The organism is Pseudomonas sp. FW300-N2F2 (genome assembly GCF_017351655.1).
Lineage (GTDB): Bacteria > Pseudomonadota > Gammaproteobacteria > Pseudomonadales > Pseudomonadaceae > Aquipseudomonas > Aquipseudomonas fluorescens_AA.
Map to the genome: position 1 here is coordinate 1,139,473 of NZ_JACNDQ010000001.1, position 13,231 is coordinate 1,152,703.

The 13,231-nt window shown below is 62.9% G+C and carries 12 protein-coding genes; 5 read left to right on the forward strand and 7 right to left on the reverse strand.

Annotation, left to right across the window (positions count from 1 at the left end; genetic code table 11):
* Positions 1–334 precede the first annotated feature (334 nt).
* Together J4E63_RS05210 and J4E63_RS05215 are read right to left on the reverse strand one after the other, a co-directional pair.
* Positions 335–730: a YbaN family protein gene (locus J4E63_RS05210; protein WP_103307884.1), complete on the reverse strand. Its 396-nt coding sequence runs from the start codon at positions 728–730 to the stop codon at positions 335–337.
* Between the two features lie 8 nt (positions 731–738).
* Positions 739–1,326 carry a YecA family protein gene (locus tag J4E63_RS05215; protein ID WP_060738682.1) on the reverse strand — a complete coding sequence of 196 codons (588 nt, stop codon included), beginning with the start codon at positions 1,324–1,326 and terminating at the stop codon, positions 739–741.
* 439 nt (positions 1,327–1,765) lie between these two features.
* Here J4E63_RS05215 and recQ point away from each other — a divergent pair, with 439 nt between their 5' ends.
* The 3 genes from recQ (at position 1,766) to J4E63_RS05230 (ending at position 6,525) form a co-directional block, all read left to right on the forward strand.
* The gene (gene recQ, locus J4E63_RS05220) at positions 1,766–3,892 is read left to right on the forward strand and encodes a DNA helicase RecQ (RefSeq protein ID WP_207281294.1); all 2,127 of its coding nucleotides are present in this window, start codon (positions 1,766–1,768) and stop codon (positions 3,890–3,892) included.
* A gap of 117 nt (positions 3,893–4,009) precedes the next feature.
* A complete protein-coding gene (locus tag J4E63_RS05225; protein ID WP_207281295.1) occupies positions 4,010–4,444 on the forward strand; it encodes a MarR family transcriptional regulator in 435 nt (144 codons plus the stop codon).
* 119 nt (positions 4,445–4,563) lie between these two features.
* Complete coding sequence (locus J4E63_RS05230) at positions 4,564–6,525, forward strand: FimV/HubP family polar landmark protein (protein ID WP_207281296.1); 1,962 nt, start codon at positions 4,564–4,566, stop codon at positions 6,523–6,525.
* A 140-nt stretch (positions 6,526–6,665) separates the two neighbouring features.
* On the opposite strand, the gene J4E63_RS05235 is transcribed toward J4E63_RS05230, so the two are convergent.
* A complete protein-coding gene (locus J4E63_RS05235; RefSeq protein WP_207281297.1) occupies positions 6,666–8,867 on the reverse strand; it encodes a patatin-like phospholipase family protein in 2,202 nt (733 codons plus the stop codon).
* 71 nt (positions 8,868–8,938) lie between these two features.
* Here J4E63_RS05235 and J4E63_RS05240 point away from each other — a divergent pair, with 71 nt between their 5' ends.
* Positions 8,939–9,226, forward strand: a complete 288-nt coding sequence (locus J4E63_RS05240; RefSeq protein ID WP_060738678.1) for a SelT/SelW/SelH family protein — start codon at positions 8,939–8,941, stop codon at positions 9,224–9,226.
* On the opposite strand, the gene J4E63_RS05245 is transcribed toward J4E63_RS05240, so the two are convergent.
* Together J4E63_RS05245 and J4E63_RS05250 are read right to left on the reverse strand one after the other, a co-directional pair.
* A complete protein-coding gene (locus J4E63_RS05245) occupies positions 9,220–10,110 on the reverse strand; it encodes a DMT family transporter (RefSeq protein WP_207281298.1) in 891 nt (296 codons plus the stop codon). The genes J4E63_RS05240 and J4E63_RS05245 overlap by 7 nt on opposite strands.
* Positions 10,111–10,338: 228 nt before the next feature.
* Complete coding sequence (locus tag J4E63_RS05250) at positions 10,339–11,088, reverse strand: AraC family transcriptional regulator (RefSeq protein WP_207281299.1); 750 nt, start codon at positions 11,086–11,088, stop codon at positions 10,339–10,341.
* Positions 11,089–11,223: 135 nt separating this feature from the next.
* On the opposite strand from J4E63_RS05250, the gene J4E63_RS05255 reads away from it, so the two are divergent.
* On the forward strand, positions 11,224–12,042 hold the full coding sequence (locus J4E63_RS05255) for a UDP-2,3-diacylglucosamine diphosphatase (RefSeq protein ID WP_060738675.1): 819 nt from the start codon (positions 11,224–11,226) through the stop codon (positions 12,040–12,042).
* Positions 12,043–12,189: 147 nt separating this feature from the next.
* On the opposite strand, the gene J4E63_RS05260 is transcribed toward J4E63_RS05255, so the two are convergent.
* Together J4E63_RS05260 and J4E63_RS05265 are read right to left on the reverse strand one after the other, a co-directional pair.
* Entirely contained in the window at positions 12,190–12,777 is a 588-nt protein-coding gene (locus J4E63_RS05260; RefSeq protein ID WP_063322435.1) for an HD domain-containing protein, read from the reverse strand.
* Positions 12,778–12,789: 12 nt separating this feature from the next.
* A complete protein-coding gene (locus tag J4E63_RS05265; RefSeq protein ID WP_207281300.1) occupies positions 12,790–13,101 on the reverse strand; it encodes an Mpo1-like protein in 312 nt (103 codons plus the stop codon).
* Between the last annotated feature and the right edge of the window lie 130 nt (positions 13,102–13,231).

The following is a 13,231-nucleotide window of genomic DNA, read 5'->3' on the forward strand; positions in this document are numbered from 1 at the left end:
GGACATGGCGGGGTTTCTACATTCCAGGTTGGGATTGCCTGGTCTCAGATGAGTATTGATCGGCGCCTCTCTGTGGGAGCGGGCTTGCCCGCGAAGACGGCGGCACATCCACCATCACCATCCGAGACACACCGCTTTCGCGAGCAAGCTCGGCTCTCACAGGACTTGCGGTATGGGCCAGATTCCGAGGGCATGCTGGCGCGCGCGGTAGGAGCTGTTGAGCGGCGCGAGGCTGCGATCTTTCCCCAGACATTTGAGTCTCGAGCGAAAGATCAGAAGATCGCAGGCTTCGCCAGCTCCTACAGAGCCCAGCGGGAGCATCTGCAGGGTTGGCTTAGGGCCTGCGCAGTGTTTTCTGCCTGAGGATATAAATCGTCACCAATACCGCACTGGTGAGCATGAACCCCCGCGCCCACGGCAGCGGCACCAGGTAGCAGGAAAAGAGAATGCTCGCCCACATCAGCCCGATGGCATAGACCTTGCCCTTGAGCGGGATGCCGTTGCCGCTGAGGTAGTCGCTGATCCACGGGCCGAGGCGGGGATGCTCGACCAGCCATCGGTAGAAGCGCGGCGAACTGCGGGCGAAGCAGGCCGCGGCCAGCAGCAGGAAGGGGGTGGTGGGCAGTACGGGAACGAAAATGCCGATGACTCCCAGCACCACGCTCAGCCAGCCGATGGCCAGTAGAGCGTAACGCAGGATCAGCGGGCGGTTGCCGACTGGCGAGGGCACCCGGTCACTCAGTGGTGGCGAGGCTTGAGGATCGCCGGTTTCTCGTCCGGGGCGTTGCACAGCAGATACAGGGCGGTGAGGGCTTCGGGGATCTGGACGATCATGTCGTCCATCAGGTTCGCGTCGGCGGCGATGTCGGAAAATTCCGGTTGCTCGTCGAACAGGCCGGAACCCACCATGATTGGCAGCAGCATTTCGCTGACTTCCTCTTCGGCGGTTTCGAACCAGGCGGCTTCGCGCAGGAACACGCCTTCCATGAACCCGATACACCAGCCACGCAGTTCCGAATCGTCCGGGTCATCGCCCAGGTCCAGTTCGCATGGCAGCTCGAATTCTTCGTCGGAGGCCAGTTGACGGGCGATATGGGCCTTGAGGCCGACCAGGGTGGCTTCGATTTCGGCGCGCTGGGCTTCGTCGCTGTAATGCGGCTCTTCGGCGAACAGGGCGTCGATCCACTCACGATCCGGCACCGTTTCGGCGCAGATCGACAGGGCGGTCAGGTAGCCGTGAGCGGCCACGTAGTCCAGCGCTTCCTCGTGCAGCTCATCGGCGTCGAGGAAGACTTGCAGGCGGGTCAGTTGCTCAGCGAAGGACATTACGGGCTACCTTGGGGAATAAACAATGCGGGAATTCTAGGCCTTCTTGAGCGTACAGGCCAGCCGCGTGGCGTATTTGCCTCTTGGAGGCTCGGGGGTGGACACAAGTGCGGGGGGCACCGCAAAGCAAATGTGGGAGCGAGCTTGCTCGCGATGAGGGCGTTACATTCCACATCTTCTCAAAATGACCCACCGCTATCGCGAGCAAGCTCGCTCCCACAGGGACTTGTGACAACAGAAGCCATGGGTTGGCCATCCCAGCCGCTAGCACCTCTTGTCAGCAGCCCCCTTTGCGGCGAAGGCCTCGGGTATACTGCCGCGTTTTGTGATGCCCTGCGGCGTTCCGCCGGTTCGAAACGCGCACTTACGATTTGCCGGTGCGGCGTTTGCGATTCTGAACCAGCCTTGCAGGGATGTTTCGGTGATTTTTGGAGTTTCTATGCTCGAACAGGCTCAACGCGTCCTCAAGGACATCTTCGGCTACGACAGTTTCCGTGGCCGCCAGGGTGCCATTATTGAGCGCGTGGCCAACGGTGGCGATGCCTTGGTGCTCATGCCCACCGGCGGCGGCAAATCCTTGTGCTTCCAGGTGCCGGCGCTGCTGCGCAACGGCCTGGCGGTGGTGGTTTCGCCGCTGATCGCGCTGATGGACGACCAGGTCGCGACTCTCGAGGAACTGGGGGTTGCCGCCGCTTCGCTGAATTCCACCCTCAGTGCCGAGCAACAGCGGGACCTGGCGACGCGGATCAAGCGCGGCGAAGTGAAAATGTTGTACCTGGCCCCGGAACGCCTGGTGCAGCCGCGCATGCTGGCGTTCCTGCAGAGCCTGGAAATCGCCCTGTTCGCCATCGACGAAGCCCACTGCGTGTCTCAATGGGGCCACGATTTCCGACGTGAATACCTGCAACTGGGGCAATTGGCGGAACTGTTCCCCGACGTGCCGCGCATCGCCCTGACCGCCACCGCCGACAAACGCACCCGCGAGGAAATCGTCGAGCGCCTGCACTTGCAGGAGGCCGAGCGGTTCCTGTCCAGCTTCGACCGTCCCAACATTTTCTACCGCATCGTGCCCAAGGAACAGCCACGCAAACAACTGCTGGCGTTCCTCGCCGAGCGCCGCAGCGATGCCGGCATCGTCTACTGCCTGTCGCGCAAAAAGGTCGATGAAGTGGCGGCGTTCCTGTGTGAACAGGGGTTCCCGGCGTTGCCGTATCACGCCGGCCTGCCCAACGACCTGCGGGCCTACCACCAGAAGCGCTTCCTCAACGAGGAAGGCCTGATCATGGTGGCCACCGTGGCGTTCGGCATGGGCATCGACAAGCCCAACGTGCGTTTTGTCGCACACCTGGACTTGCCCAAGTCCCTCGAGGCGTACTACCAGGAAACCGGGCGTGCCGGCCGTGATGGCTTGCCGGCCGACGCCTGGATGGCCTACGGCCTGCAAGACGTGGTGATGCTCAAGCAGATGCTGCAGAACTCCGAAGGCGATGAGCGCCACAAGCGCCTGGAGCAGCACAAGCTCGACGCCATGCTCTCGCTGTGCGAAGAAACCCGCTGCCGCCGCCAGACCCTGCTGGCCTATTTCGACGAAGACATGCCCCAGCCTTGCGGGCACTGTGACAACTGCGTCGATGGCGTGGAAACCTGGGACGCCACCGAGCCGGCCCGCCAGGCCTTGTCGGCGATTTTCCGCACCGGCCAGCGCTATGGCGTCGGGCACCTGGTGGACGTGTTGCTGGGCAAGGACAACGAGAAGGTCCGCAACTTCGGCCATCAGCACCTCTCGGTGTTCGGCGTGGGCAAGGCGCGCACCGAAAGTGAGTGGCGCTCATTGTTCCGGCAACTGGTGGCCCGCGGCCTGGCAGACATTGACCTGGAAGGCTACGGCGGCCTGCGCTTGTCCGAAACCTGCCGGCCCTTGCTCAAGGGCGAGGTTACCCTGGAGCTGCGCCGCGACCTCAAGCCGGCCACGGCGATCAAGAGCAGCAAGAGCCAGGCCAGCCAATTGGTCCGTGGCGAAGAGCGCGATCAATGGGAAGCCTTGCGCGCCTTGCGTCGCAAGCTGGCCGAGGAACACGGCGTGCCACCGTACGTCATCTTCCCCGATTCGACGCTGCTGGAAATGCTCCGCAGCCAGCCCACCTCCCTGGCGGAAATGGCCCGGGTCAGCGGCGTGGGGGCGCGCAAGCTGGAGCGTTATGGCGAAGCCTTCCTCCAGGTCCTGGGGGGCGAGGTCGAAGCGCCGAAAGCGGTGGCCGATGTGCGCCACGAGCTCATCACGCTGGCCCGGGCCGGTATGACCCCGTTGCAGATCGCCGGGCAATTGCAGTGCTCGGAGAAAAACGTCTACACGATGCTGGCCGAGGCCATCGGCAAACAGCAGTTGTCCCTGGAACAGGCACTGGATTTGCCCGAGGAGCTGATGGGCGAGGTACAGGACGCGTTCCTGGACGGCGAAGGCGAGTTACCGCCGGTGTCCGAAGTCGCCGCGCTGTTTGTCGGACGGGTGCCTGAAGGTGTGCTGTATTGCGTCAGGGCTGCGTTACAGTCGGAATTTGAAGTCTGATCAGTGAGTTGCGCTCCTTTAACGATTCAGTACAAGGCGAACCTTGCTTGAATCCAAAGCTCATGCTTAGCTGACTAATAATTAGTTTTTCTCTATTTCAGATCTGATGAGTTTTTTATGCCGTTAACCGATCAACACCGCTTTGGCATGCAGTTGGCGCAAATGTCTCGAGGCTGGCGCGCCGAACTGGACCGCCGCCTGGCCGGGCTGGGCCTGTCCCAGGCGCGCTGGCTGGTGCTGCTGCACCTGGCCCGTTTCGAACAGGCGCCGACCCAGCGTGAACTGGCCCAGAGTGTCGCCGTCGAAGGCCCGACCCTGGCCCGGTTGCTCGACAGCCTGGAGACCCAGGGGCTGGTGCAGCGCCAGGCTGTGGCCGAAGACCGTCGGGCCAAGAAAATCGTGCTCTGCGCACCGGCCCTACCGTTGATCGAACAGATCGAAACCATTGCCATGCAATTGCGCCGGGAGCTGTTCGAAGGTGTCGACGAGGCGGACATGCGCGTGTGCATGCGGGTTCACGACACGATCCTGGCTAACCTGGAAAAATCCTGAGGCAGATCCCTGGCGTCAGACTTTTGAGATTCGCCGGTTAGCGAACTATAACCAGTACTAAGCGTTCCTATTGGGAGCGTTTACGCCGTGGTTGGTTCTGGTAATCGAAAGGGATGCCCATGCTTGTAAGTTTGCAGTCCACGTTGCGCAGTTGGGTCAACGTGTCGATCGTCGTGGGTGCCCTGGGGTTTCCGGCCTTGGCGTCAGCACTGGGCCTTGGCGAGATCACGCTCCATTCCGCCCTGAACCAGCCGTTGCGCGCCGATATCGCCCTGGTCGATGTGGCCGGAATCAGTGAAGGGGATCTGTCGGCCAGCCTGGCGAGCCCGGACGACTTCAGTCGTGCGGGTGTGGAGCGGGTATTCTTTCTCAGCAACCTGCGCTTTACGCCGGTATGGCGGGGTGAGCGCAGCTTCATTCGGGTGACGTCCAGCAAGCCGGTGGAAGAGCCCTTTCTCAATTTCCTGGTGCAGCTCAATCAGCCCAATGGGCGCCTGCTGCGCGAATACACCGTGCTGATCGACCCACCTGGCTCACCGGGTATCGTGCCGGCCCGTGACGAACCGTCCACGGCCCCGCAGCCTGCGACGCCGAGCCAGGCCACCCCGGCCGTCAAGCCGCCTCCGGCAGTACAGGGCAAGCGTTACACGGTCGTGCAGGGAGACAACCCCTGGGTGATTGCCCAGCGCCTGCATGACGCCGGCAGCAACGCGTCGGTCAATGAGTTGATGCAAGGGATCCAGGCCCTGAATCCCGGCAGCGACCGGCTCTCCATCGGCCAGCGCCTGTTATTGCCCGACTCGGCCGTGCTGCCGACAGCGGCTGCATCCACCGCTGGCCAGGCCTCCGCCGCGGCCGATGAGCAGTTGGCCGCCAGCGTGCTGCAGAACCAGGAGCAACAGAAGACCATCGAGGCTCTGCAAGCGCGGCTCCAGGCCCAGGACGAAGAAATCGCCGGCCAGCGCAAGCAGATCAGCGAATTGCAGACCCGGCTGGCCGAGACTCCGGCCCCCGTTGCGTCGGCGCAACCTGCGCAGCCTGCGTCGGAGCCGGCTCCGGACGTCTCCCCCGTGACCGAACCGGTTGCAGAGCCGGAGGGCATTGCTTGGACATGGGTGGCGGGGTTGGTGGCCCTGTTGGGGTTGCTCGCATTGTTACTGTTCATTCGGCGTCGCCAGCAGCATGACGAGTTGGAGCCGATGACCGAGCGCCCCGAGCCGATGCTGGAGGAAGGTGGCGAAACCTTTGCGTCAATCCCCGACACGGAGCCATCCGAGGCTGCGAACTCGTTCAACAACGGTGATGCGCCCCAGGGTGATGTGCTGGAGGGCGTCGGGATCTACCTGACCTACGGCCGTTTCACCGAGGCCGCCGGGCTGTTGCGCGCGGCATTGCTGGCCGAACCGGAACGCACCGACCTGGGCCTCAAGTTGTTGGAGGTATTGGGCAAGCAGGGCGATGTCATCGGTTTCCAGGCCCAGGAACATCATCTGCTGGCACAAGGCGTCGATGCCGGGACGCTGGAGGATATCCGCGGGCGCTATCCCAAGGTTGCCTTGATCACCGCACCGATAGTGGAACAGGCGCAACACCAGGTACCGGTTCTTGCGCCTGAACGTGAACAGGCACCCAGTGACGAGTTCGAACTGGACCTGGACGCACTGTCCATGGACACCAGCTGGGACCTGGCGGATGACCAGGGCACCCTCGCCGAAGATAAACCTGCGACGCCACTGCCCGACAACAGTGTCGAGGGCTTGTCGCTTTCAGGTTTCGATGAATCGGAGTTGCAATGGGAAGCGCCCCTGGAAACCGAGTCGTTGGACGATGATTTCCTCGAAGGCTTTGCCGATGAAGAACAGGCGCTGGAATTTGAGCCGTTGGCCCTTGAACCTGTTTCCCTGGACAGCCTGTCCCTCGAACCCCAGGTCCCGGAACATTCGGTCAAGCTGGAACAGGCACAGAATTGTATCGACGATGGCGACCTGAAGACCGCCGTCACCCTGCTTGAAGAATTGCTCGAAGAAGGTGACGAACCCCTCAAGCAGACCGCCCGGGTGCTGCTGGCGGGGATTCGCTAAGCGCCATCGAGGTTGTAGCGGCTGGCCTCATCGCGAGCAAGCTCGCTCCCACATGGGCGCGCAGCTTGCTGTGGGAGCGAGCTTGCTCGCGATGACGGCCTGTCAGGCTATCAACCCAGTCCAGGCAAACACCCAGCCCCTCAAAACGTCTGCCCCAGGTTCAGGTACACCGCCTGTTCATCGTCGTCGTTGAAGCCATAGCTGAAGTTCAATGGCCCCAGCGGTGTATCGAAACCGAGGAAAATGCTGGCGGCGTTGATGTAGCCACTGTCGAATTCGTTGTCGTTGTTCCAGGCCCGGCCGCGTTCCAACGAGCCGCCGATGTACAACGGAAAATCCAATGGCAGGTAGGCCCGCGGTGTAAGGCGGCGGTAATACACGGCGCGCATCAGGCTCATGTTCTGTCCCGACACCCCATCTTCGCGAAAGCCGGACAATTGCCGCGCGCCACCGAGCACAAAGCTGGAGGTCACGACCTCCGCGGTGTCCAGGGTGCGACCGTAGCGTCCGCCCAGGATGAAGGTGTCCGGGCCGCTGCTAAGCGCCTTGTCCAGTTTGAATTCCCACTGGCGGTAGCGCTGGTCGGAGCCCAGCCCCGGTTCGTATTGGCGCCAGCTCAGGCCGATGTCTTCCCCTTCGTGGGGGAAATACACGCTGTCGAGGGAGTCGAACGAGTACTTGAGTTCGTAGAAACCTTCGTTGAAATTCTCGCTGGGCTGGTCGTGGTCGCCGATGCGCACATCGGCCTTGCCCCAGGCCTGGCCGACACCGAAGCGGATTTCGCCGCTGTTGCCAATCTGGCGGCCCACGTTGAGCCCGAAGCCATAACGTTCGACGCGATACTGGGCCACCGGATCGTTGTCCAGGATGGACTCGACATTGCGCGATTCGAATTGCCCATAGGGGGCAATGAAGTAGCGCGAGCCGACGTCCAATGGCTGGTAGAACTCGCTGTACAGCTCCTGCTTGTCGCCGATCTGCGCCCGGGTCAGCCACTCGGCGCCCAGGCGATTGATGCCGTTGACCCGATAGCTGGCCCCCAGGTTGAAAGCGCTGTCGCCGCGCATATCGTCCGACAGGCTCAGCCCCAGCCGCAGGTAGTCGGTGCCGGTGCGTCGGCCCCGGGCGCTGATCACCAAGGTGTGGTCCGGGCCCTTGTGGACCACGCGGTATTGCACCTGTTCGAAGTAGTCCAGGCCGTACAGCGTGCCCATGTCGGTCTGCAGGCGGCCCAGGTCCAGCGGCTCGCCGATCTGCTGGCGAATGTAGTAGCGAATCACGTCATCGCCGACTTTCGAGTCGTTCTCTACGCGAATGGCGGTGATGACTGGTGTGCGTTCGCTGGGCGCGCGCGCGGCCATGAGTTCGGCGTCGGGCGCCTCGGAAGGGCGTAGAGGGGCCAGGCGTGCCTCGAGTATCCGGGTGGCGCGATAGCCGGCGTCGATCATGTCCTGGGCCCGGCCGAAGTCGGTGGAACCGAAGCTCGCCAGGGCCGGCTGGATCAATACGTCGCTTTTTTTCAGGGTAGCCAGTTGTTCTTCAGAGTTGCGCCGGGTCATCAGGGTGGTCGACTGGTTCAGCACGTCGACCACCGTGACCAGTTGCTTGCGGGTGCGCAGCGGTGTGCCGATGTCGACCACGATGGCCACGTCCACGCCCATGTCCCGGGCCACATCCAGCGGGATATTGTCGGCCATGCCGCCGTCCACCAGCAGCCGGCCGTCCAGCTCCACCGGGGCGAACACCGCTGGGATCGACATGCTGGCGCGAATGACCTTGGGCAGGTGGCCTTTGCGGAACACGACTTTTTCGCCTGTGGCGATGTCGGTGGCGACGGCGCGAAACGGGATCGGCAGTTTGTCGAAGTCCCGCGTGTCGCTGGCGTGGGCCAGCAGGCTTTCGAGCAGCAGGGCCAGGTTCTGGCCCTGGATGACCCCCAAGGGCAGGCCGAGGCTGCCGTCGTCACGAAAGCTCAGTTTCTGTTTCACCAGGAAGTCGCGGTCATCCTGCTTGCGCCGGAACGGCACGTCCTTGCGTGGCGGCGCATCGGACAAGGCCTGTTGCCAGTCTATGCCCAGGGCGAGCTTTTCCAGCTCGTCGATCTTGTAGCCCGAGGCATACAGCCCGCCGATCACCGCGCCCATGCTGGTGCCGGCGATGGCATCGATCTTGATGCCTTGCTCCTCCAGGGCCTTGAGCACGCCGATGTGGGCCAGGCCCCGCGCCGCTCCGCCGGACAGCACCAGGCCGATTTTCGGGCGTGGCGCTTCGACGGCGGGCTCGTTGGCATGGCCGGGCAGGGGCAACAGCAGCAGAAGCAGGAGGGGGAGCAGGCGGCGCATCGTCTATCTCGGGGCGGGCGATCAAAGGCAGGTATTATAACGACGCCTTCGAACCCAGGAGTTCACCCGCAATGACCGAACACAAGCCCGAAGTTGTCATCACCTATTGCACCCAGTGCCAATGGCTGCTGCGCGCCGCCTGGCTGGCCCAGGAGCTGCTCAGCACCTTCGGCGACGACCTGGGCAAAGTGTCCCTGGTGCCGGGCACCGGCGGTGTGTTCCACATCAGTTGCGACGGTGCGCAAATTTGGGAGCGCAAGGCCGATGGCGGTTTTCCCGAGGCCAAGGTCCTCAAGCAGCGGGTCCGCGACCGGATCGACCCGGAGCGGGACCTGGGCCACAACGACCGGGTTCAGTGAGACGCGGCTTGGGCGCCCACCCCTGGTTTCTTCGAACCACCCAGCTGGCTCGAGATCACGATGGCCGCGATGATCACCACGCCGCCCACCAGCATGCGCAGCGTCGGGCGTTCGTCGAATAGCCACCAGGCCATGGCGATGCCGTAGACCGGTTCCATGGCGAAGACCACCGCCGCCGTGCGGGCCTTGATCACCGCCAGGCTGGCGACGAACAGGCTGTGGGCCAGGCCGGTGCAGAACACGCCGAGCAAGCCGATCCACAACCAGTCGAGGGGGCGAACGTCGCTCAGTTGTGGCGCGGCCATCGGCAACAGGCACAACCCGACCACCACGTTCTGGCACAGCGCTGCCTGCACGGGCGGTACATGCGCGGAGCCGGCACGGTTGGTCAATGACAGCAGTGAAAACAACAGCCCCGAAGCCACGGCCCAGAGCAGGCCGGTGGTGGCACCGCTGGCCAGGTCGAAGTTCGGCGTGACCAACACCAGGCCGACGCTCACCAGCACCACCAGCCAGATTTCATTGGCGCGAATCCGCTCGCGGAAGATCAGCCCCTCGAGCAATACCGTGAAGGCCGGGAAACTGGCGAACCCCAACGTGGCGATCGCTACGCCGGCCACCTTCACGGCGATGAAGAAACTCACCCAGTGCCCGGCCAGCAACAGGCCGCCCAGCAGCAATCGCCGGCCATCCTGTGCCCGCAGTTTCTGCCAGCGGCTGCTGCTGGCGAACCGGGCGAACATCGCCAGGGCCAGCACGGCGAAGACAGCGCGACCGAACACGATGACCGCTGGCGAAGCCGCGGCGAGTTTGCCGAAGACACCGGTCAGGCCAAACATGAGTGCACCAATGTGCAGGGCGCCGAGGGCAGTACGGGGCGTCATTTCAATCCTTTCAACAGACAGTGGGGCAACTGGCGAGTGTCTTCTGTGGGAGCGAGCTTGCTCGCGAAAGCGGTGGTTCAGGCAATGCAGATATTGACTGACAGATAGCAATCGTCGGATTGCCGCCCGGAGCAAGCTCCCACAGGACCGCCGCGTCACGGATGTCAGTATTTAAGCGTGGGTGAGACGGCTGTGTCTGTCGCGATCCTAGCGATTTTTAGCGCGCATCTAGCGCTGACGCCGCAGCTTGCCCGGCGAGGCGCCGAATTCCCGCAGCACCGCCGCGGCGAAAGCACTCTGGGAGTTGTAGCCGACCCGGTGGGCGATCTCGCCGATGGGCAGGTCCGACTCGCGCAACAACGCCACGGCCTGGTGCAAGCGGCGGCTGCGGATGTACTCCATCGGGGTTTGTCCGCACTCGGCGATGAAGCGCGCATGCAGGCGGGCGCTGGAAAGGCCGGCGACCCGCGCCAGGTCCGCCACTTGCAGCGGATAGGCGGCGTTCTGGTCGATGTGGGCGTTGAGTGCGGCGTAGGGCAGGCGGCGGCCTCCGAGGGGGCGCTGGCGAACGTCATTGAGACTCGCCAGCAGCAGCACCGCGCCTTGCTGGGCGATCACCGGGTCGTCCACCGGGCTGCCCGCCAGCCAACTGACCAATTGGCTTTGTCCCGCGTCCAGGGGCAGGCGAGCGGTGTCGTCGAGCAAGCGGCGGCTGGCGTCGGCGTGATCCCCCAGGCATCGCCCGACCCAATCGTCACTGGGCACATCCAGCACCAGGCAGCGACTGCCCTGGGGACTGCCGCAGGCATGATGGGCTCCGGCGGGTACTACCACGAAACTCTGTTGCACCACCTGGCTGCCACGCCCTTCGACCTCGAAATCCAGCGCGCCGGACAACCCGAACACCAGTTGCGCGTGGTCGTGGCTGTGGACAATCAAATCGTGGCTGTAGTGGCGTAGCGTGAGGATCGGTCTCATCGCGGTCTCCCGTGTCAGGCCGCCAGCATACACCGAGGGCACATCGCCCCGCGCTGTCATGTAATGGACTTGTGTTTGTCATGGGCCATTAACCGCTGGCGTGCACAGTGGCGAAAACGATCAGAGGGTTGCCCAATGACCAGCGCCGAGCTCGCCAAACCCAGCCGCAAGCAGCGTGTTCGCACCCTGTGGATTTCCGATGTGCACTTGGGCACCCGGGATTGCCAGGCCGAGCACTTGTCGCAGTTTCTCAAGGGCTACCACGCCGACAAGATCTACCTGGTGGGTGACATCATCGATGGTTGGAAACTGCGCGGTGGCATGTATTGGCCCCAGGCCCACACCAACGTCATTCGTCGCTTGCTGACCATGAGCAAGCGCGGCACCGAAGTGATCTACGTCACCGGCAACCATGACGAATTCCTGCGGCGCTATTCGAAGCTGATCCTGGGCAATATCCAGTTGGTGGACGAGGCGGTGCACGTCACCGCCGATGGTCGGCACTTGTTGGTGATCCATGGCGACCAGTTCGATGTCATCACCCGTTACCACCGTTGGCTGGCGTTCCTTGGGGATTCGGCCTACGAGTTCACCCTCACGCTGAACCGCTGGCTCAACCATTGGCGGGCCCGTTATGGCTACGGCTACTGGTCGTTGTCGGCGTACCTCAAGCACAAGGTCAAGACCGCCGTCAGCTTCATCAGCGATTTCGAAGAAGCCATCGCCCACGAATGTGTGAAGCGCGAACTGCATGGCGTGGTCTGTGGGCATATCCACCACGCCGAGATGCGCATGGTGGGCGAGGTGGAATACCTCAATTGTGGCGATTGGGTCGAATCCTGCACGGCGCTGATCGAGCATTGGGACGGGTCGATCGAGCTGTATCGGCTGGCGGAAGCTCAGGCGCGTGAAGCGCTGCTCAAGGCTGAGTTGAAAGTGGCCGAGCCGGTTTAGACCGGTCTGATGCTTTCGCAAGCAAACATATAACCCCCTGTGGCGAGGGAGCTTGCTCCCGCTGGGCTGCGCAGCAGCCCCCAAAAACAGGGCGGCTTCGCCACCCAGCGGGAGCAAGCTCCCTCGCCACGGGTTTTGCTGTGTCTGTCAGGCCGGTATGTCAGCCATCGCCGCCTTGTAGATCGATTGCTTGGGCGTGGCAAAGACCCTTTCCAGCATCGGCTCGAAGAAACTCAACGGCAGGGTGTCGTATTCGGCATCGAATGCCGCCGCGTCATACTTCGCACAGAACTCAATGGTCGCCTGGTATTGCGGATGGCCACTGAATTGCTCGCGCAGGTGCCGGTCCATGCCCAGGTGATGGAAGAAGTAATAGCCCTGGAAAATCCCGTGCTTCTCCACCATCCACAGGTTTTCGGCGCTGACGAAGGGCTTGAGGATCGCCGCGGCGATGTCCGGGTGGTTGTACGAACCCAAGGTGTCGCCGATGTCGTGGAGCAGGGCGCAGACCACGTATTCCTCGTCCCGCCCGTCCCGGTAGGCACGGGTGGCGGTTTGCAGGGAGTGAGTCAGGCGATCCACCGGGAACCCGCCGAAATCGCCGTCCAGCAGCTTCAAGTGGGCCAGGATCCGGCCCGGCAATTGTCGCGCGTAGGCGCTGAAGTCGGCCGCGATGATCGCCCAGTCTTGTTGGGTGCCTTCTTTCATGTGGGTAAAGCGTGCGTGGTTGCTCATCGGCAGTCCTTATTAGAACGCGACCTTGCCCAGCAGCATGTCGCGGTACATGACGAAATCGCCGAGCAGGCTGTAGAGCGGATTCTGGAAGGTGGCGGGACGGTTCTTTTCGAAGAAGAAGTGCCCGACCCAGGCGAAGCCGTAGCCGGCCACGGGCAGGGCGAGCCACAGCCACCCGTTACCCACGACCAGAGCGAGGGCGAACACCAGGATAACCAGGGAGGTGCCGATGAAATGCAGTCGCCGGCAGGTGCTGTTGCTGTGTTCGCTGAGGTAATACGGGTAGAACTCGGCGAAACTATTGAATCGTTTAGCGTTTTCCACGACGGATGGCTCTGTGGTTATTGTTCTGGTACTTGGAGTCTAGAGCCATCAATCGCTACGGCCAGTGACAATCAGCGCCACTTTAGTATCCTTCGCAAATCCAGCCGTACCCTGCGGCTCGTCATGCAAG